The organism is Streptomyces sp. NPDC030809, from assembly GCF_055572195.1.
The window spans coordinates 179,413-198,765 of record NZ_JBVIDV010000018.1 but is presented as its reverse complement, the minus strand read 5'-3'; the positions used below and the strand labels follow the sequence as shown (position 1 = coordinate 198,765).

The 19,353-nt window shown below is 74.0% G+C and carries 18 protein-coding genes; 7 read left to right on the top strand and 11 right to left on the bottom strand.

Annotated features, from left to right (window positions below; genetic code table 11):
• The coding region (locus ACZ407_RS23955; protein ID WP_468131449.1) for a hypothetical protein at positions 1 to 253 on the top strand (253 nt) is incomplete at its 5' end.
• Between the two features lie 340 nt (positions 254 to 593).
• Positions 594 to 1,130 (top strand): DUF3592 domain-containing protein, encoded by a 537-nt coding sequence (locus tag ACZ407_RS23950; RefSeq protein ID WP_468131447.1) that lies wholly within the window; start codon positions 594 to 596, stop codon positions 1,128 to 1,130.
• A 3-nt stretch (positions 1,131 to 1,133) separates the two neighbouring features.
• Here the strand turns inward: ACZ407_RS23950 and ACZ407_RS23945 are convergent, their stop codons facing one another.
• On the bottom strand, positions 1,134 to 1,511 hold the full coding sequence (locus tag ACZ407_RS23945; RefSeq protein ID WP_468131445.1) for a hypothetical protein: 378 nt from the start codon (positions 1,509 to 1,511) through the stop codon (positions 1,134 to 1,136).
• 229 nt (positions 1,512 to 1,740) lie between these two features.
• On the opposite strand from ACZ407_RS23945, the gene ACZ407_RS23940 reads away from it, so the two are divergent.
• Positions 1,741 to 2,586 (top strand): VOC family protein, encoded by an 846-nt coding sequence (locus ACZ407_RS23940; RefSeq protein WP_468131443.1) that lies wholly within the window; start codon positions 1,741 to 1,743, stop codon positions 2,584 to 2,586.
• Positions 2,587 to 2,659: 73 nt separating this feature from the next.
• Here ACZ407_RS23940 and ACZ407_RS23935 read toward each other — a convergent pair whose 3' ends face one another.
• Together ACZ407_RS23935 and ACZ407_RS23930 are read right to left on the bottom strand one after the other, a co-directional pair.
• Positions 2,660 to 3,685, bottom strand: coding sequence for a glutathione S-transferase family protein (locus ACZ407_RS23935; RefSeq protein WP_468131441.1), 1,026 nt, complete (start codon positions 3,683 to 3,685; stop codon positions 2,660 to 2,662).
• A gap of 127 nt (positions 3,686 to 3,812) precedes the next feature.
• Positions 3,813 to 4,355: a flavin reductase family protein gene (locus ACZ407_RS23930; RefSeq protein ID WP_468131439.1), complete on the bottom strand. Its 543-nt coding sequence runs from the start codon at positions 4,353 to 4,355 to the stop codon at positions 3,813 to 3,815.
• A gap of 106 nt (positions 4,356 to 4,461) precedes the next feature.
• Here ACZ407_RS23930 and ACZ407_RS23925 point away from each other — a divergent pair, with 106 nt between their 5' ends.
• Positions 4,462 to 4,797, top strand: a complete 336-nt coding sequence (locus tag ACZ407_RS23925) for a hypothetical protein (protein ID WP_468131437.1) — start codon at positions 4,462 to 4,464, stop codon at positions 4,795 to 4,797.
• A 165-nt stretch (positions 4,798 to 4,962) separates the two neighbouring features.
• Here the strand turns inward: ACZ407_RS23925 and ACZ407_RS23920 are convergent, their stop codons facing one another.
• Positions 4,963 to 5,754, bottom strand: coding sequence for an SDR family NAD(P)-dependent oxidoreductase (locus ACZ407_RS23920; RefSeq protein ID WP_468131436.1), 792 nt, complete (start codon positions 5,752 to 5,754; stop codon positions 4,963 to 4,965).
• A gap of 165 nt (positions 5,755 to 5,919) precedes the next feature.
• Between ACZ407_RS23920 and ACZ407_RS23915 the strand changes: the two genes are divergently transcribed.
• Positions 5,920 to 6,498: a TetR/AcrR family transcriptional regulator gene (locus ACZ407_RS23915; protein WP_468131434.1), complete on the top strand. Its 579-nt coding sequence runs from the start codon at positions 5,920 to 5,922 to the stop codon at positions 6,496 to 6,498.
• Positions 6,499 to 6,616: 118 nt separating this feature from the next.
• Complete coding sequence (gene katG, locus ACZ407_RS23910) at positions 6,617 to 8,857, top strand: catalase/peroxidase HPI (protein WP_468131432.1); 2,241 nt, start codon at positions 6,617 to 6,619, stop codon at positions 8,855 to 8,857.
• A gap of 87 nt (positions 8,858 to 8,944) precedes the next feature.
• On the opposite strand, the gene ACZ407_RS23905 is transcribed toward katG, so the two are convergent.
• Complete coding sequence (locus ACZ407_RS23905; RefSeq protein ID WP_468131430.1) at positions 8,945 to 9,502, bottom strand: Uma2 family endonuclease; 558 nt, start codon at positions 9,500 to 9,502, stop codon at positions 8,945 to 8,947.
• 23 nt (positions 9,503 to 9,525) lie between these two features.
• Positions 9,526 to 10,749, bottom strand: coding sequence for an NAD(P)/FAD-dependent oxidoreductase (locus ACZ407_RS23900; protein WP_468131428.1), 1,224 nt, complete (start codon positions 10,747 to 10,749; stop codon positions 9,526 to 9,528).
• Between the two features lie 184 nt (positions 10,750 to 10,933).
• Here ACZ407_RS23900 and ACZ407_RS23895 point away from each other — a divergent pair, with 184 nt between their 5' ends.
• Positions 10,934 to 12,169 carry a serine hydrolase domain-containing protein gene (locus ACZ407_RS23895; RefSeq protein WP_468131426.1) on the top strand — a complete coding sequence of 412 codons (1,236 nt, stop codon included), beginning with the start codon at positions 10,934 to 10,936 and terminating at the stop codon, positions 12,167 to 12,169.
• 87 nt (positions 12,170 to 12,256) lie between these two features.
• Here ACZ407_RS23895 and ACZ407_RS23890 read toward each other — a convergent pair whose 3' ends face one another.
• The 5 genes from ACZ407_RS23890 to ACZ407_RS23870 form a co-directional block, all read right to left on the bottom strand.
• Complete coding sequence (locus ACZ407_RS23890) at positions 12,257 to 12,892, bottom strand: TOPRIM nucleotidyl transferase/hydrolase domain-containing protein (RefSeq protein WP_468131424.1); 636 nt, start codon at positions 12,890 to 12,892, stop codon at positions 12,257 to 12,259.
• Positions 12,893 to 13,060: 168 nt separating this feature from the next.
• Positions 13,061 to 15,625 carry an ABC transporter permease gene (locus ACZ407_RS23885; protein WP_468131422.1) on the bottom strand — a complete coding sequence of 855 codons (2,565 nt, stop codon included), beginning with the start codon at positions 15,623 to 15,625 and terminating at the stop codon, positions 13,061 to 13,063.
• A 79-nt stretch (positions 15,626 to 15,704) separates the two neighbouring features.
• On the bottom strand, positions 15,705 to 16,544 hold the full coding sequence (locus ACZ407_RS23880; RefSeq protein WP_468131420.1) for an ABC transporter ATP-binding protein: 840 nt from the start codon (positions 16,542 to 16,544) through the stop codon (positions 15,705 to 15,707).
• 254 nt (positions 16,545 to 16,798) lie between these two features.
• The gene (locus ACZ407_RS23875; protein WP_468131418.1) at positions 16,799 to 17,476 is read right to left on the bottom strand and encodes a response regulator; all 678 of its coding nucleotides are present in this window, start codon (positions 17,474 to 17,476) and stop codon (positions 16,799 to 16,801) included.
• The gene (locus ACZ407_RS23870) at positions 17,473 to 19,314 is read right to left on the bottom strand and encodes a sensor histidine kinase (RefSeq protein WP_468131465.1); all 1,842 of its coding nucleotides are present in this window, start codon (positions 19,312 to 19,314) and stop codon (positions 17,473 to 17,475) included. The genes ACZ407_RS23875 and ACZ407_RS23870 overlap by 4 nt, the downstream gene beginning before the upstream one ends.
• Between the last annotated feature and the right edge of the window lie 39 nt (positions 19,315 to 19,353).

Genomic DNA, 19,353 nt, shown 5'->3' with positions numbered 1-19,353 from the left:
AACCTCATCCACCGAAGTGGACGGGGTATCAACTAATCTGGCGTTGATTTTTGGCACGCTGTTGAGTTCTCAAGGTGCGGACGCTTCCTTTGTACCGACCCTCGCGGGCTTTCCTCCGGGCGCTTCCTTCGTTCTTGCGTTTCCGACTCTATCAGATCTTTCCGATCCGATTTCCTCGGCGCTTTCCGTTTCCGGCGCTTTCGCGCTTTCCCCTTCCGGCGGTTCCGACTCTATCAGATCCTTTCGGGCCTGACTCCCAGTCAGCGGGCTTTGCCTTCCGGGCTGTTGGGCCCTTCCGGCGACCTGGACTCTAGCGGATTTCCCAGGCGGCCCATAATCGGGCCCCGGCAATGAATTCGGGCATGCCGAATTCACACCCGCAAGGGTGAGTCGTAGGTAATGGTTCGGCTGCTTCGGGCCCGTCGTCGACAGGACCTGCTCAAGCAGCTTGACTACGCTAGTGGCCGGGGCGGGTCACGTCAAGTTGACTCGGGGCAGATCATCGGACCCCGGACGTGGAACCGCGAGGGCTCGGGCATCATCTTGGTCCGTACATCCGTCTGTCAGGGACGGGACAGGGCGGGGGGACGGACATGCAGGCACTCGGTGGGGCATTTGGTGCGGTCTTCGGGCTCGTCGGCCTGTTGTTCGCAGGGGTGGGCGTGACGATGGGCGTCATCTTGGTGCGGCGGATCCGGCTGCGGAGCCGGACCCTGGCGCACGGGCTGACGGCGGAGGCCCGCTGTCTGGAGACCTACGTCTCCCACACCCGTTCCCTCGGGCCGCGAGCCGACGGGCACGGCAGCATGAGCAGCCGCCACGTGATCCTCGGCTTCCGTACCCGGGACGGGCAGGAGATCCGTGTCCAGGACACCTCCGGGGTCCCCAGGGTCGTCGGGGACTTCGTCTCCGTCCGCTACCTTCCCGAGCACCCGCAGCACGCGGTTCCCATGGGGCCGGCCGCTGTCGGGATCAAGGCGGTCGCCGTGTTCGGGCTCGCCTTCTGCACGGTCTTCACGTGCGTCGGGCTGTTCTTCGCCTCGCTCGGCTTCGGCTTCGGCTACGCGACCTGGGAGTTCCCGGGCTCCGGCTCCAGCGTCGAGATCACCGAGAACCCCGAGTTCCCCTGAGCCCTACTCGGGCCCGGGCACGGTGTCGGCCGCCTGCCGGGTCCGCTCCCGGCGGGCGCGTATCGCGCGCGTCGCACGGGTGAGGCCGTATCCGAGCAGCCACGGCAGCAGGGTGATCGCTCCCGGGTACACCAGGAGGTAGCCGATGAGGTCCTCCCGGAACGTCGAGTCGTCCCAGGTGTCCGGCGGCATGATCACGGCCGTGGCCGAGACCGCGACCGGCAGGAGTGGCATCAGCACCGACCAGAGCCGCGGCCGCCAGCCGGGGCTCCGGGCGCACCAGGACCCCAGCGCCGCCATGATGAAGGGCCCGAACGGCACCCAGAAGAACACCGGGACGAACAGCACCGCCCACCACTCGTCCCCACCCCCGAACATCATCGAAGCCCCCCTGACACAGTCCGATCCCGGGCCGGTCCCCCGTCCCCGCCCGGCTTCCGTCCGTTCCGAGGATGGCACGGGGCACTGACAACGCGCCCCGGACTTCGCGGGGCGCAACCGGTGTGCGGGACCGGTGCCCGGCAGCGGCGCGGATGGCGGTCGGCGACGGGCGCGGGGGCGGGTCCGGTGCCAGGCTGGGGCCACAGGACACCGGCGGAAGGGCACGGCCATGATCACCACTGACTTCGTCCCCGGCTCACCCTGCTGGCTCGACCTCGGCTCGCCCGACGTGCCGGCCGCGGCGGCCTTCTACGGCGCCGTCCTCGGGTGGCAGTACGAGCCGATGGAGGAGCCGGCGGGTGAGTCGGCGGGTGAGTCGCAGGACATGGAAGGCGGGATGTTCCGCAAGGACGGCAAGATCGTCGCCGGTCTCGGCAAGCTCACCGAGGAAGGCGCCCGCTCCGCCTGGATGCTCTACTACACCGTGGCCGACGCGGACGCGACGACCCGGGCGGTCGAGAGCGGCGGCGGCACGGTGCGGGTGGCTCCGAAGGACTTCGAGGACTACGGGCGGATGGCCCAGTACACCGACCCCCTGGGCGGGCAGTTCGCCGTCTGGCAGCCCGGCTCGGACCTGGGCGTGGAGCTGGTGGACCAGCCGGGATCGCTGTCGTGGACCGAGCTGTACACGACCGATGCGGCGGCCGCGAAGGACTTCTACCGCGGGGTCTTCGGCTGGCAGTTCGAGGACATGGAACTGCCGGGCGGCGGGAGCGCGTACTCCCTGATCACTCCGGCCGGGCTGCCGCAGGAGCGGATGCACGGCGGGCTCATGCAGCTGCCCGCCGAGCACCTCACGCTGACGGGCGGACGGGCGTACTGGCACCCGGTCTTCAACGTCGCCGACTGCGATGCGGCCGCGGCGCAGGTCACCGCGAACGGCGGCAGCCTGCAGATGGAGCCGGAGGACATGCCGGGCGTCGGCCGGCTGGCCGTCTGCCTGGACCCGTGGAAGGCGGACTTCGTGGTGCTGGTGCCCACGGCGGACGCGGTGGTGGCCCCGGCCGCGGGATGACGGCGGCGCTCCCGGCACCGTACGGACGGGCGATGTACAGGGTCTGCCTGACGGGCGGTGTGCGGCCGGTCGGTCATGCCGGTTGCCGGACCCAGGCCCACGGGGTGTGGGCCCGGGGCACGGCTTCCGCGGCCGGCACCGGGCCGGGCGGGGTGCCGTCGCCGAAGGGCCGCCCGCCCAGGCGCTCGCGGCCGTGGGGGGTGAGCCAGCCCGACAGGTCCGGTCCGGCGGGGACGATGCCGGTCGGATTGATGTCGGAGTGCACGATGTAGTAGTGCCGTTTGATGTGGTCGAAGTCGACGGTGTCGCCGAAACCGGGTGTCTGGAACAGGTCCCGGGCGTACGCCCACAGCACGGGCATCTCGGCGAGCTTGCGCGCGTTGCACTTGAAGTGGCCGTGGTAGACGGTGTCGAAGCGCACGAGGGTGGTGAAGAGCCGCACGTCGGCCTCGGTGATCGTGTCGCCGACGAGGTAGCGGGAGTGCGCGAGCCGGTCGGCGAGCTCGTCGAGGCGGGCGAACAGCGCCTCGTACGCCTTCCGGTACGCGGCCTGTGATCCGGCGAATCCGGCCCGGTAGACCCCGTTGTTCACGTCCTCGTAGACCACTGCGTTGAGGGCGTCGATCTCCTTCCGGAGGGCGGCGGGGTAGAGCGCGGGTGCCCCGTCGCGGTGGTGTGCGGTCCACTCCAGGGACAGGTCGAGGGTGATGCGGGGGAAGTCGTTGGTCACGACCCGTCCGGTGTGCACGTCGACGATGGCCGGCACGGTGATGCCGCGGTCGTAGCCGGGGTCCCGGGCGAGGTAGGCGTCCCGGAGGCGTTCGATGTCGAGCACCGGGTCCCGGCCGCCGGGATCGAGGTCGAAGGTCCAGCTGCGTTCGTCGTGGACGGGTCCGGCGATGCCCATGGAGAGGGCGTGTTCGAGTCCCAGGAGGCGCCGGACGATCACCGCGCGGCTCGCCCAGGGGCAGGCGCGGCTGACCACCAGCCGGTAGCGGCCGGGCTGCACCTGGTGGCCCTCGCGCCCGTCGGCGGTGATCCGCGTGGTCAGGTACCGGCTGTCGCGCTCGTAGGCGCGGCCGGCGTGTACGTAGCTCACGCCCGGCTGCTACCCGCGGCGGGCCGATGTCACCACGGGAACCGGGCCCGGCCGCTGCGGCGAGAGCCAGCACCACGGGCACGGGCGCGAGCGCCGAGGTGCGCAACGAGCCCGGCGCGAGCCGGGCTCAGGCAGGGTGCCCGGCCTCGATGTCGCTCACGGCGCTCAGCGTCAGCGGTCTCCCGCGGCCGGCGGCCGCCGGCCCCACCCGGACCGCGTCCAGCAGGAAGCCCACGTGGTCCCCGCCCTCGGTGCGGCCGAGGACCCGGCCGAGGAACCATCCCGCCACCCCGTCCAGGACCGGCGTGCCCTCGTCCCCGTGCGGCTGCCACGACACCTGCCCGAACTTGTCCGTGCGGTCGTCCCCGGTCGTGCCGCCGAAGAGCTCGGCCAGGGCGTGCTGCCCGGGAAGCAGGGCGTGTACGGCCAGGTGGCGGCTCTGCTGCGCGACGCGGTACGTACGGTTCGCCACGGAGAGCCACACCATGAAACGGGGCGGCTCGATCGAGCACTGCGAGGCGAAGCCGACCAGGCAGCCGGCGCGCTCCCCGCCCGCTGCCGCGGTGACGACGTACACGGGCGGGTCGAGGAGATCGGCGAACCGGTCGAACGCGCCGGGTCCGCTCGTCACGGTCCCGGAGTGTGCGTCCGCCGTGCGTTCTTCGTCCATGGGTAGCTCCTGCCCGCCCGCCTCCCGGGTCAACGCGTCCGCCGGTCGGTGCACGGAGCCGAGCCGGGGCGGGCCGGGAGGCCGGGCGGGGGTTACCGTGGCTCGCATGAGTGCCGACCCGCCGGCCGCACCGACGGCAGCCTGTCCGGATTGCACCCGCCTGCGCCAGTCGGCGCCGCAGCCCGCCGGGTCCGTGCCGGACCTGCTCACCGCGGGACCCGGGGCGCCCGGGACCCCGTCCCACCCGTTCCGGGCGCTGGCGCGCCATCTGGCCAACCGCCACCTGGACCTCGTCCCGGGCTGGGTCGAGGGGTGCGCGCGGTGCGAGGAGGTGAGCGCGGCGCTGCGGGAGGCGGCGGAGCAGGGGCTGCTCGGGGCGGGCGCGGCCCAGGCGGGCGCCGAGCACCGGGCGCTGCACCTGCTGGCCGGTTCCGGCTGGTAGCCGCCCTGCCGGAAGCCGGCGGCCGGGCGGGCCGGGTCCGCACCCCGCAGCGGGCCCCGGGCGGTCCCGAGCGGCGCACGCCCCCCGGAGTCAGGGGGCCACGGCGACCGGCCGCGGGCTGCCGGCGAGGCGCCACGGCGACCGGCTGGGAGCACGGTCCACCGGTTACCGGCGCGACCGCTGCGCGTCCACGATCTGCCGTACGGAACCGTCGGTGCCCGCCCGGGTCTGGACCCGCTCGGCGAACCGGGGGAACTGGCCGGCGACCGCGCTGAGCAGGCGCAGTTCGAGCGGGGCCACGTTGACCTCGCACAGGTCGCGCCGGACGGCTCGTACGACCCCGTCGGCCACCTGGGCGGGGGTGACGGTCCTGATGCCGTTCGGCGTGGCGGCGCCGGTGGCCGCGAACATGCCAGCGTCGCGGACGAATCCCGGCTGCACCAGGGACACGCCCACGCCGGTTCCGGCGAGGTCCTGCCGCAGGGCGAGGGCGAATCCGCGCAGTCCGAACTTGGTGGCGTTGTAGAGGGAGGTGGAACGGGTCGCGGCCTTGCCGGAGAGGGAGCCGACGAGCACGATGTGGCCGCGGCCGCGGGCCACCATCCGCTCGGCGAGCAGGCGGGACAGCAGGATCGGGGCGCGCAGGTTGACGTCGAGGGCGCGGTCCACCTGCTCCTCGCTGTAGTCGAGCAGCTCTCCGCTCGCGGGCAGGGCCGCGTTGGCGACGAGGACGTCCGTGTCGGCGCAGGTCTCGGCCAGCCGGGCCACGTCGGCCCGTACCGCGAGGTCGGCGAGCACGGGCCGGGCGCCGTGGGCGTCCGCGGTGGCCTTGAGGGCGTCCTCGCGGCGTCCGGTGACGGTGAGTTCGGCCCCGGAGGCGGCCAGGCGCGCGGCCAGGGCCTCGCCCAGGCCGCCCGTGGCGCCGGTGAGCAGAACCCGTGTTCCAGATATGTCCATGACAATCCCCTGCCTTCGCCCGTCCCGCTGTTCGTTCGAACGAACAGTAGGGAGCCCACCACCCCTTGTCCAGACGGAACAAGGGAGTTGGGCGGCAGGCCGGGGCAGGTCCGGAGCCCGCAGCGGGCCGGTCGGCCGGCACCCGCCATTTGGCAGAATGCCGCCATGTCCCCTGCTTCCGACACCCGCCAGAGCATCGTCGACGCCGTACTGCGGATCATCGGGCAGGACGGCGTGGCGGCCGTGACCAACCGGCGGATCGCCAAGGAGGCAGCGGTCTCGCTGGGTTCCGTCACGTACCACTTCGCCACCCAGCACGAGCTCCTGCGCGAGAGCCTGCTGCACTTCGTGGCCGAGGAGACCCGGCACTTCACCGCACTCGCCGACGAATGCTCCGACGGGATCGACATTGGGCAGGCGGCGGAGGTGGTGGCGCAGGTCGCGGGCGGGAACGCGTTCGACGACCGCCACATCGCCCCGTTCGAACTGTACGTGCAGGCGGGGCGGGACGAGCGGCTGCGGGCGGCGGCCGCCGAGTGCTTCGCCGCCTACGACCTGCTGGCCGCCCGGATCCTGGAGCGGCTCGGGGTACCGGACGCGGAACGGCTGGCCGCGGCGGCCGTCGCGCTGGTCTTCGGCCAGCAGCTGCGCCGCCTCGCCACCGGCGCCCCGGCCGAGGACCTCGTCGACGCCCTCCTCGTCCTCACCCGCCTCGCCCCGGCCGAGCCGCCCGCCGCACCGTAGGCCTGCGGAGATTCGCACCTTCGCAGAGCGGCAACCCCGTACGCCCGCAAGCCCGTACGGAATTTCCCCGTGCGCATGTGAATCCGTCATGCGTGTTCTCACGGCTCTGGGGTCTGCGATGCGCCAGCATCGGAAGCCGAGGAAACACCGAGAAGGAAGAAGGACGGACGTGTCCGGCAGCGAAAGCGAGAACCCGGTAATCCCCTCCCCGGCTCCCACGCCGACCCGGCCCCGGACGAACCGGGACTGGTGGCCGAACCAGTTGGATCTCCAGGTCCTCCACCAGCATTCGCCCCGCGCCAATCCGATGGGCGAGGACTTCGACTACGCGGAGGAGTTCAAGACCCTCGACGTGGAGGCCCTGAAGCGGGACGTCTTCGACGTGATGACGGCCTCGCAGGACTGGTGGCCCGCCGACTACGGCCACTACGGCCCGCTGTTCATCCGGATGAGCTGGCACGCGGCCGGAACGTACCGGATCGCCGACGGCCGCGGCGGAGGCGGCAGCGGCGCCCAGCGCTTCGCACCCCTCAACAGCTGGCCGGACAACGCGAGCCTGGACAAGGCGCGCCGGCTGCTGTGGCCGGTGAAGCAGAAGTACGGGCGGAAGATCTCGTGGGCGGACCTGCTGGTCTTCGCCGGGAACTGCGCCATCGAATCCATGGGGTTGAAGACCTTCGGCTTCGGTTTCGGACGCGAGGACATCTGGGAGCCGGAGGAGATCTTCTGGGGTCCGGAGGACACCTGGCTCGGTGACGAGCGCTATGCCGGAGACCGGGAGCTCACCGGTCCTTTCGGCGCCGTCCAGATGGGTCTGATCTACGTCAACCCGGAGGGCCCGAACGGAAATCCGGACCCGATGGCGGCCGCAAAGGACATCCGCGAGACCTTCGGCCGCATGGCGATGAACGACGAGGAGACGGTCGCCCTCATCGTCGGCGGACACACCTTCGGCAAGTGCCACGGCGCGGTCGACCCCCAGTACGTGGGCCCCGAGCCCGAGGCCTGCCCGCTGGAGGCGCAGGGACTGGGCTGGCCGAACACCTACGGCACCGGCGTCGGCCCGTACGCGCTGACCAGCGGTCTGGAGGGGGCCTGGACCACCGAGCCGACGAAGTGGGACAACGGCTACCTGGACAACCTGTTCGGGTACGAGTGGAAGCTGACGCGGAGTCCCGCGGGCGCCCAGCAGTGGACCCCCGTGGACCCGGCCGCCCAGGACACGGTGCCGGACGCCCACGACCCGTCGAAGCGGCACGCGCCCATGATGCTGACGACGGACCTCGCGCTGCGGACGGATCCGGCCTACCTGCCGATCGCGAAGCGGTTCCACGAGAACCCGGACCAGCTGGCGGACGCGTTCGCCAGGGCCTGGTACAAGCTGCTGCACCGCGACATGGGTCCGGTCTCGCGCTACCTGGGCCCCTGGGTCGCCGAACCGCAGCTGTGGCAGGACCCCGTACCCCCCGCCACCGGTGAGCTGATCGACGACAAGGACGTGGCCGCCCTCAAGGAGAGGATCCTCTCCTCGGGGCTGCCCCTCTCCCAGCTCGCCGCCACCGCCTGGGGGGCGGCGGCCAGCTTCCGCGGCACCGACATGCGCGGCGGCGCCAACGGGGCGCGGATCCGGCTCGCCCCGCAGAAGGACTGGGAGTGCAACGAGGGGCCGCGGACGGCCCAGGTGCTCCAGGCGCTGGAGCAGATCCAGGAGGCCTTCGGCTCCGAGCAGTCCGGCGGGAAGCAGGTGTCCCTGGCCGACCTGATCGTGCTGGGCGGGTGCGCCGCGGTGGAGCAGGCGGCGCGCGAGGCCGGGCACGAGATCACGGTTCCCTTCGCCCCGGGGCGCACGGACGCCTCGCAGGAGCAGACGGACGTGGAGTCCTTCGCCGTGCTGGAGCCGGCGGCGGACGGGTTCCGCAACTACCTGCGCCAGGGCGAGAAGCTGGCGCCCGAGACGCTGCTCCTGGACCGTGCCAACATGCTGACGCTGAGCGCGCCCGAGATGACCGTCCTGGTCGGCGGGATGCGGGCGCTCGGCGCCAACCACGGGGGGTCCCGCCACGGGGTGTTCACCGGCCGCCCCGGGGCCCTGACGAACGACTTCTTCGTCAACCTGCTGGACATGGGCCTGGAGTGGAAGGCCTCGGACACGGTCGAGAACGAGTTCGAGGGCCGGGACCGCAGCACGGGCGAGGTCAAGTGGACCGCCACCGCCGTGGACCTCGTCTTCGGGTCGCACTCGCAGTTGCGCGCCCTCTCCGAGGTCTACGCGAGCGCGGACGCCGAGGAGAAGTTCGTACGGGACTTCGTCGCGGCCTGGGACAAGGTGATGAACCTGGACCGGTTCGACCTGGCCTGAGCGGGGTGCGCGCCCCGGGGCCGGCCGGCCGTGGCTGCGGCCGGCCGGTCCCGGGCGCCGTGCCCGGCGGATCCGGGAGCCCTCGTCCTACAGCCCGCTGGTGTCGAGGTCCAGGCCGAAGGGTGCGGGCAGGCGGACGGCGGTCCCGAAGGGGTGCGGGCCCACCACCCGGGTGTAGCCGAGGCGCCCCGGCTCGGCGAACAGGGTCACCGACCGCTCGATCCGGTCCACGAGGAGGTAGAGCGGGGCCCCGTACTCCGCGTAGCGGCGGCGTTTGACGATGCGGTCGGTGTCGGCGTTGGACTCGCTGGTGACCTCCACGACCAGCAGGGTCTGGTCGGGGACGAGGGCCGCGGCCCCCTTCGCGAGCTCCTCCGGTACGACCGCGAGGTCGGGGACGTACCAGTTGGAGGAGCCGGGCAGGTCCAGATTGCCCGAGCCCTCCACGCACCCGAGTTCCTCGACCCGGTCCTCGATCTGCCGGCGGATCAGCCTGGCCGCGCGCTCGTGGTCCCACGTGGGCGTCACTGGCTCGATGATCCCCTCGACGATCTGGACCCGGTCACCGCGGATGTGCTGCACGGCGTACTTCAGGGCCGGCTCCGGATCGACGCGGGGACCGTGGTCGCCGGGTGAAAGACTCACGTCGCGGACACCTCCTGTGCCGGTCAGCCTACCGGGGCCGAACGCACCCCGCCCTGCGCCGGGTTGGGGGCGGCGGCCGCCGCGAGCTGCCGGCCGCGGCCGCCCCCCGGGACGCGGTGCAGACCGTACGATCCGGGCTTGCGGGCCTCGTCGGCCAGGTACTTGACGATGCCCTGGCAGACGGCCTCCTTGAGCTTGGCGCCGGGGCGGCCGGCGATGTGGAACCCCACTGCGGTGTCGCGGGGGCGGGCGAACTGGAAGATGCCGGCCCCCCGGCCGAGGCTGATGCACTGGCCGGCGAAGAACTGGTTGAGGGCGCCGGGCCGCTGCCCGTCGAGGCGGGCGAGGAGGGTGTCGGCGGCGCGGGCGCCCAGGGGCATCGCGGCCTGGCAGCTCATCCGCAGCGCGAGGCCCGAAGGTGCGGCCGAGTCCCCCGCGGCGACGATCCGGTCGTCGTCCACGCTGGTCAGCGTCTCGTCCGTGAGGAGGCGCCCCAGCGCATCGGTGCTCAGGCCGCTGCGGGCGGCCAGGTCCGGCACGCCGAACCCTGCGGTCCAGATGGTGACCCGGCTCGGCAGCTCCCGCCCGTCGGCCAGGCTCACGGAGTCCTCCCGTACGTCCGTCACCTTCGTGGCGGCGCCTTCCAGGACCGTGACCCCGAGGGCCGCCAGCCGCCCGGCGACCGAGCGGCGGCCGCGGGGGTGCAGGTACGGGCCCAGCACCCCGCCGCAGACCAGGGTCACCCGGCGGCCCTGCTCCGCCAGCTCCGCGGCCGCCTCGATACCGGTGGTCCCGCCGCCCACCACCGTCACCGGGGCCGTCAGCGGAGCGGCCTCCAGGACCGGCAGCAGCCGCTGCACCTCCTCCAGTGTGGCGATCGGGTGGGCGAACTCCGCCGCCCCCGGCACCGACGGGTCCGCGCTGCCGCTGCCCACCGCGTACACGAGGCGGTCGTAGGCGATCGTGCCGCCCGAGGCGAGCAGCACGCTCCGTTCGGCCGCATCGATGCGGGTGGCGCTGTCGACCACCAGCCGCACCCCGGCCGCCAGCACCTCCCGGAAGCCGACCACGGCCTCGCCGCTGCCGGCGGCCAGCTGGTGCAGCCGGACCCGCTGGACGAAGTCCGGGCGGGGGTTGACCAGGGTGACGGTCACGTCCGAGCGCCGGGTGAGGCGGTTGGCCGCCATCACCCCCGCGTAGCCGCCGCCGACCACTACCACGTGCGTGCTGCGAGCCTTCGTGTTCATGCTGTCTCCCGGTGCTCCGTCGTCGGCTTTCGAAAACGAGACGGATGGCGGCGTGCCGGTCGTGACACCGCCGCCGTGTGGCCTGCGCCACAGTGGGGCGACGCGGGGCCCGACGGGTGACGTTCGTGCGGGTCGGCGAGCCGGGCCCCGGAGGGCCGAGCGGCCCCGCCCGATACTGCGGGGCATGACATCCGCCCGCACCTCTGCACTGCCGCGCCTTGCGGCGGCCACTGCGTTCCTCGCCCTCATCGCCGTCGGCACCCCGACCGCGGCCGCCGGCGCCGCCGGGAGCGGGGGCGGGGGCGGTGCCGACCGGCGCTGCGTGAGCTCCCGGCAGCCCGGGAACGGCCAGGCCGGCGAGATCCTGCGCATCGCCCGGGAGGCCCGGGAGGAGATGGACCTCAAGTCGCTGATCCTGCGGGTCACCGTGGACGGCCGCGAGGTCGTGACCACGGCGCTCGGCGAGTCCATGACCGGGGTCCCGGCCCGGCCCGACATGCACTTCCGCAACGGCAACGTGGCCATCAGCTACCTGGGTACGGCCCTCCTGCGGCTGGCCGACGAGGGCAAGGTCGATCTGGACGAGCCCGTCGGCCGCTGGCTGCCCGGTCTCAGGCACGGGGACCGGATCACCCTGCGGATGCTGGGGTCCTCCGCCTCCGGGCTCGTCGACTACGTCACCAGCCCGGGCTTCGGCGAGCGGGTCTACGCGGACCCGTTCCGCCAGTGGACCGCCGAGGAGCTGGTGGCCATCTCGACCGGCAGGCCGCTGCTCTACCGGCCCGGAAGCAGCTGGAGCTACTCGCACGCGAACTTCGTCCTCCTCGGCGCAGCCCTGGAGAAGATCACCGGCACCCGGCTGGACCGCCTGCTCCAGCGGGAGGTGCTGAGGCCGCTCGGGCTGCGCGAGACCCGCAACAGCTTCACGCCGGAGATCCCGGCCCCCGTCCTGCACGCCTTCACCGCCGAGCGCGGCACGTACGAGGAGTCCACCTTCTGGAACCCCTCGTGGACCACCGCCCCGGGTGCGGTGGAGACCACCGACATCTGCGACCTCGAGCGTTCGGCATCGGGCCTCGGCTCGGGCGAGCTGCTCTCCCCCGAGTCCTACGAGGAGCTGCTGGACCCGGGCACGGTGGGCCTGGGGCCGACGGCCACCTGCCCGGCGACCGTGTGCATCCCGCAGACCGAGGAGACCCACTACGGGATGGGGGTGCTCGTCCTGAACGGCTGGGTCAGCCAGCACCCGCTGTTCTCCGGGTACACGGCCGCCATGAACCACCTGCCGTCCGAGCGGGTGTCCATCGCGGTCACGACCACCAAGGGACCGGACACCCCGGACGGCCACACCGCGCAGACGATCTCCCAGCGCATCGCCGCGGCCCTCGTCCCCGACCACCCGATCCCCGACTTCGGCTGAGCCGTCCGGGAGGCTTCGGCCGGGCCGTCCGGGCCCGGCCGAACGACCCTGCCGGCCCGTCCCGGTGACGGGCCGGCAGGGAATCGGTCAGTCGGCGGCGGGGCCGGTCAGGGCGGCGAGGAGGCTCTCCAGCGGGGCCGGGACCCGGTCTTCGGGGAGGGCTTCCACGAGGACCGTCCCGTAGCGGATCTTGCGGCCCTTCTTCGTGCCGAGGAAGCGCCGCAACTGCCTTTCCGGGGTGCGGTCCTGCTGGGCGGGCTGGCGGAGGAAGGTCTCCAGGGCGCGCAGGTCGCCTTCCGCGCGGATGCATTCCACGACGCGCTCCGGGCCCAGCGCGCGGATGAGCTCGTCCTCCAGGTCGGCGGCGCAGACGAAGAAGCCTTCCCCGGAGGCGCCGGCCCGAGCCAGCCCGCGGGTGTAGTAGCCGGACTCCGCCTCGTCGCACAGACCCGTGAGGTGCAGGTCCAGGGCGGGCGGGCCGAGGAGCCGGGCGAAGCGGGCGATGTTCATGGCCCCGCCCATGGACAGGACGCAGATGCCCTCGTCCGCCAGGTCGCGGCCGCGCCGTGCGGCGAGCGCGTCGAGCGCGGCGGCGTCGCTGAGTCCTTCGAGCAGGACGGCCGACCGGACCGGCAGGAGGGCGGCCAGTTCGTGCGCGGGCCCGCCCGGCCCGCCGGCCGCCCAGGTGGTGACGGCCTCGCGGAATGCGTCCATGTCTGCCATGCCAGGAGTCTGTGCGGTGCGCGGCCGCCGTGCCAGGGGTTTTCCGCGGTCCGGCGGGGGCCCGACCGGGGCGGGGTGGGGGCCCGGCGAGGCCGGGGCGGGGCGGACTCGCCGTACGTGTCCGGGTGTTGTGCCTCGTACGCGCCCGGGTGCTGCGGCCGTAGCCGTCTAGGTGTCGGCCGCGGCCTCCAGGGGGCTGAGGGCGGCGGCCCGGTGGGCCGGGAGGGCTGCGGCCAGGGCCCCGGCCGCCAGGGACAGGAGGCAGATGAGGGCCAGCGTGCCCCAGGGCAGGGCGAGGGAGTAGTCGGCCATCGCGCCGCTCGCGAGCGGGCCCACGCCCCAGGCGCCCAGCAGGCCGCCCGCCAGGCCGAGGAGGGTGCCGAACGCGGCGACGGTGACGGCCTCCAGGCGGATCATGCGGCGGATGCCGGCGCGGTCCATGCCGATGGCGCGCAGGACGCCGATCTCCCGGGTGCGCTCGGCCACCGACATGGCCAGGGTGTTCACGATGCCGAGGCAGGCGATCACGACGCCGATCGCGAGCAGCCCGTACATGAGGGTGAGGAGGCTGCCCGTGGTGCCGGCCGCCTCGCGGACGATCTGGTCGCGGTCCTGCACCTTCAGCAGCGGGCTCGTGCTCACGGCGGTGCGGAGGCGGTCGGCCAGGGACCGGGAGGCGGCGCCGTCCTCGGTGCGGACCAGGAGGCGCTGGACGGAGCCGGGGATGAAGGCGTGTGCGGCGACTTCGGCCCGGGAGCCCAGCAGGTCGCGGGCGACGGGGTTGTCCTCGTAGACGCCGACGACCTCGTACGGCCGCACGGGGGCGCCGCGGCCCATGCCGAGGGCGAGGCGGCTGCCGGTGGTCAGGCCCTGTTCGCGGGCGAGGGTGCGGGAGACGGCGATCCGGCCCGGCCCGAGGCCGGTGGCGGATCCGCTCAGGAAGTGGAGCTTCATGACCTGGCCCACGGTGGCCGGGTCCACGCCGGAGATCTCCCGGACCGTCCCGCCCGTGAAGGCCACGGAGTCGGCGACGGGTGACGCGGTCCGCACGCCGGGGGTGCCGGCCACCCGCCGTACGGCGGCCTGGTCGATGGCGGTGGTGGTGCTGTGGGTGCTGATCACGTAGTCGGCGCCGAGCCCGGCCGCGGCCTGCCGGTCGAGGGCCCTGGCGGAGGAGTGGCCGATGACGGCGAGACCGGCGACCAGGGCGGTGCTGATCACGAGGGCGGAGGCGGTGGCCGCGGTGCGGCGCGGGTCGCGCAGTGCGTTGGTGCGGGCGAGCCGGCCCGCGATGCCGAACCGGTCCGTCAGCCGGGCGCCCAGCCGGATGACCGGCCCGGCGAGCAGCGGCGCCAGCGCGATCAGGCCGGCGATGAGCACTCCGCAGCCCAGCAGCGCGTTCTGCAGGTTCTCCTCCGACGCGTCCTCGGCCCCGCGGAGCGAGAACAGCAGCCCGCCGCCGAGGAGGGCGAGGGCCAGGCCGACCGCGGCCCGGATGCGGGAGGTGGCGGCGGACGGCGGCTGTCCGGCTGCGCGCATGGCCTCGACAGGTGCGATACGGGCGGCCCGGCGGGAGGGCAGCCAGGCGGCGAGCACGGTCACGCCCACGCCGACGGCGAGTGCGGCGGCCACCGGCCGGGCGCCGATGACGAGGGGCCCGTCGGGCAGCGGGCTGTCGGCGGTGCCGAGCACCTCCGGCAGGACGGCGGCCACGCCGAGGCCGAGGAGGAAGCCGAGCACGGAGGCGGCGAGCCCGACCAGGGCGGCCTCGGCGAGGACGGAGCGGGTGACCTGGCGGCGGGTCGCACCGACGGCGCGCAGCAGGGCGATCTCGCGGGTGCGGCGGGTGACCAGCATCGTGAAGGTGTTGATGATGAGGAACGAGCCGATGAACAGCGAGACGGCGGCGAAGACAGTGGGGATCTTGGAGTAGCCCTTGGTGAGGGTGTTGACGTAGATCGCCTGCTGCTCGGCCAGCGCGGCTCCGGTGGTCACCTCGGCACGGTCGGGCGGCAGCAGGGCGGAGACCCGTCGGGAGAGGTCGGCGGGGTCGGTGCCGGGGGCGGCGGAGAGGTCGATGCCGTTGTAGTGGCCGGGGGCGGCGAACAGCTTCTGGGCGGTGGCCCGGTCGAACAGCGCGAGCGTGCCGCCGGCGGTGACGCGGGTGTCTTCGGTGGAGACGATGCCGACCAGGCGTGCGGTCATGACCGGGCCGTCGGTGGCGAAGGTGACGGTGTCGCCGAGGGAGTAGCCGCCGTCGGCGGCCGTGCCCCGGTCGAGGGCCACCTCACCGCGGCCGGCCGGAGCACGGCCGCTCAGCAGGGGGTGGCGGGCGTCCTTGCCGTCGGTGCCGGGTACGTAGGCGGCGCCGAGCTTCCCCCAGGCGCGGTCGGCGCGCATCGGCCTGCCGTCCTTGGCGGACAGCGCGGCCTGGCCGTCGGCCGTGGGGCGTACGGAGATGACGCCGGGCAGGGCGGCCAGCTTCCGTACGAGGGTGTCGTCGAGCACCGTGGCGCGCTCGTCCGCGGCGGAGCCGCCGGGGGCGGACCTCGGGGTGACGCTGACGGCGATGCCGTCGAAGTTGCGGGAGGCGGCGGCGCGGTGGGCGGCGGCCGAGGAGTCGGCGAAGACGAGGGTGCCGGAGACGAAGGCGACGCCGAGGCAGACCGCGAGCACGGTCATGGCGAGGCGGGCCTTGTGCGCGAGGACGTTGCGCAGGGCGGTTCGCAGCATGGGGAGCTTTCGGAAGAGGAGAGAGAAGGGAGAGGAGGCGTAAGAGGAGGAGGGGAGGGGTGGCGGGGGTGGCGACGGCTCAGTGGGGGCGGCCCTGGGTCTCGAACGCGAGCATGCGGTCGAGCACGGCGTCGGCGCTCGGTCCGTGCAGCTCGTCCACCGGGCGGCCGTCGGCGAGGAACACCACGCGGTCGGCGTGCGCGGCGGCGACCGGGTCGTGGGTGACCATGACCACGGTCTGGCCCAGCTCCCGCACGGAGTCGCGGAGGAATCCGAGGATTTCGGCGCCGGAGCGGGAGTCGAGGTTTCCGGTGGGCTCGTCGGCGAAGACGATGTCGGGACGCGAGGCGAGCGCGCGGGCCACGGCCACCCGCTGCTGCTGGCCGCCGGAGAGTTCGGCGGGCCGGTGGGCGAGGCGGCCGCCGAGGCCCACGGTGGCGATCACGGTGTCCAGCCATTGCGCGTCGGGCTGCCGGCCGGCGAGTTGGAGGGGCAGGGTGATGTTCTCCGCGGCGGTGAGGGTGGGGAGGAGGTTGAAGCCCTGGAAGACGAAGCCGATGCGGTCCCGGCGCAGCCGGGTCAGCCGGCGGTCGCTCAGCGACGAGAGCTCGGTGTCGCCGATGCGGGCGGATCCGGAGGTCGCCCCGTCCAGGCCGGCCATGCAGTGCAGGAGGGTGGACTTGCCGGAGCCGGACGGGCCCATCACGGCCGTGAAGCGGCCCCGCGCGAACTCGACGGTGACCGAGTCGAGGGCGGTCACCCGCGTCTCGCCCCGGCCGTACACCTTGGTGAGGTCCGTGGCACGGGCGGCCGGGGTCGGTGCCGGTACGGGGCCGGGGCCGCGGCCGTGAACGGGGGCCGGGGCGGGGGCGGGTGCGCCCGGGACGGGTGTCCCGGGGGAAGGGAAGGGCTGGGACATGGGACTCCGCCTGGGGTTGCGGGGGCCGCGGCACATCGCGCGGACCTGAGGGACGTTCCTCATCCTCACGTCGCTGACCTGCACAAACATCGCCCCGGAGGCGGTACTTCGGCTCTTCCCGGGGGAAGGTCCGGCGGGCGCCCGCTGTTCCTTCCGGCGGGTGCCGCGGGTGGCGGCTCTGCCTTTGGGGAGAGGTGGGCGGATCCGGCTTTGGGGAGAGGTGGGCGGATCCGGCTTTGGGGAGGGGCGGGCGCTCAGCCGGCCAGCCCCGCCCGGTGGGCCAGCAGGGCGGCCTGCACGCGGCTCGCCGTACCCGTCTTCTCCAGGACCGCGCGGACGTGCGTCTTCACGGTGCCGATGCCGATGGCCAGTCCCTCGGCGATGTCCTGGTTGGACAGGCCCGCGCCGAGCATCGCCAGGACCTCCCGTTCCCGTGCGGTGAGGCGGGCGATCCGCTCGTCCTCCAGCGCGCCGGGCCGCGGCTGCTGCTCCCCGGCGTGCAGCATCCGGGCGATGACCGAGGCGGTGACCCCGGGAGAGAGCACCGCGTCCCCGGCGGCCGCCGCCCGGACCGCGCTGATCAGTTCCTGCGGACCCTCGTCCTTGAGGAGGAAGCCCGCGGCGCCGCTGCGCAGCGCCCGGAGCACGTTCTCCTCGTCGCCGAAGGTCGTCAGCATCACCACGCGCGGCGCGGGCTCGACGGCGAGCAGCGGGCCGATGGCGGCCAGCCCGTCGCGGACCGGCATGCGGATGTCCAGCAGGACCACGTCCGGGTGGTGGGCAGTGGCCGCCGCGACGGCCTGGAGGCCGTCGGCCACCTCGGCCACGACCTCGATGCCCTCGGCGTGCTGGAGGATCAGCCGCACCCCGTGCCGGATCATCGCCTCGTCGTCGGCGAGCAGGACGCGGATCCGGTGGGCGGGTCGGGTCACGGGGTCTCCCAGGGCGCGGCGTCCCGAACGGAGGGGACGGTGAAACGGTCGATGGCGATGAGCCGTTGGGCGGCGTCGAAGCAGTAGCGGGTGACGGTCAGGCCCTCGGGGCGGTGTTCGGTACCGGTGGCGGGGTAGACGCAGCCGTCCGTGCCGGCGGGCCGGGGCGGCTCGTGGCCGGTGGCCGCAGCGCGGGCGACCGGGTTGTCGGTCACTCCCCGGAGCTCCTGGTAGGTCATGCCGAGGCGGGGTGCGGGGGGCGGGGCTGGGTGTGCGGGCCGGCCGGCGTAGACGAAGGCGACGCCGAGGACCATCAGCACCCAGAGCGCGACCGCGCCGAGTGCGAAGGTCAGGGCGCCGGCGGTGGCACCGGCGGCCTCGGCTCCGTCGGGCTCGGCTCGGGTGCCGGTTCCGGCGCCGGTGCCGGTGCCGAGGCCGGTGCCGGTGCCGAGGCCGGTGCCGAGGCCGAGGCCGGTGCCGAGGCCGGTGCCGGTACCGAGGCCGGGTTCCCCGTCCGCGGCCGCCTCCGTGTTCCCGTCCCCCGCCGTGTCCCCGCCTGCCTGCGCGGCTGCAGCCGTACGCGCGCCCGGGCGGCTCCCGCTGGCCGCCGCCTCGTCCGGTTCGGCGGGGAGGTCGGCCTCGACCAGGAAGCCGCCGGACGGCAGCGGTGCGGCCCGGAAGGTGCCGCCGAGCAGTTCCACCCGTTCGCGCAGCCCGGTCAGGCCGCGCCCGGTGCCGATCCCGCTGTCCGGGCCGCCGCTGCCGCCCGCGGTGCCGGCCGGCGGGGCTCCGTTGCGGACGCGGACCCGGACCGACTGCCCGTCGTGGACCACGGCCACCGCGACGTGTGCGGCGGTGGCGTACCGGTGCACGTTCGTCAGCGCCTCCCGGACCACCCGGTGCACGGCGCGGCGCACCTGCGCGGGCCGTCCGCCGAGGTCGGCACCCGTCCATTCGAGGGCGACCGCGATGCCGCCCTCCCGGGATTCCGCCACGAGGGCCTCGATGTCGGCGCGGGATCCGGTGGCGTCGGTGAGCACGTCCGTGCCGGTGTCCCGGCCGAGCGGGCCGAGGACCCCGAGGGCCTGCCGCAGCTCGCGCATGGCCTCGCGGGTGGTACGCCGTACCAGCACGGCTTCGTCGCGGAGCTCGGGCGCGGCCCGGCCGAGGGCCAGTTCGAGCCCGCCGGCGTGCAGCGAGATGAGGCTGAGCCGGTGTCCGACCAGGTCGTGCATCTCGGCGGCGATCCGGGACCGCTCGTGGGCGCGGGCCTCGCCCTCGGCGAACCGGCGGGCCCGCTCGGCCGCGTCCCCGCGTTCGCGCAGGGCCCGCAGCAGCCGGGCCTGCTGCCCGTAGACGGTACCGACGAGGCCGGGCACCACCACGGCGGTGGCCACCAGCACCAGGCCCATGGCCAGCCCGTACACCGCCGAGCCGGTCCCCAGCCAGGGCCCGGTCGTCGTCGCGGCGGCCACGACGAGCAGGCCCGTGCCCCCGAGCAGCCGGATCCGCCGCCGGGGGCGTGCCGTACTGCGCGCCACGCTGTACGCGGTCGCCGCGGCGAGGGGCCCGACGACGGGTGCGGCCCCGGCGAGCGCCCCGAGCACGGGCAGGACGAGGTCCGGGAACCGGTGCCGGAGGGGGAAGAGCAGGAGTGCGGCGAGGAGCGCGAGCAGTTGGAAGCGCGGGTGGGGCAGTGACCACAGCCGCAGCGCCACGAGGAACATGCCTCCGCCCGCGAGCCCCGCCACGGCCGTCTCGGCGAGGGCCCGGCCCACCGAGGACGGCAGGGCCGTCCGCCCGGAGGTGAACGGGGAAAGCCGGCGGAGGTCTCGCATCAGGGGCACGCCGACCAGTATCGATCGCCGGCCGCTCCC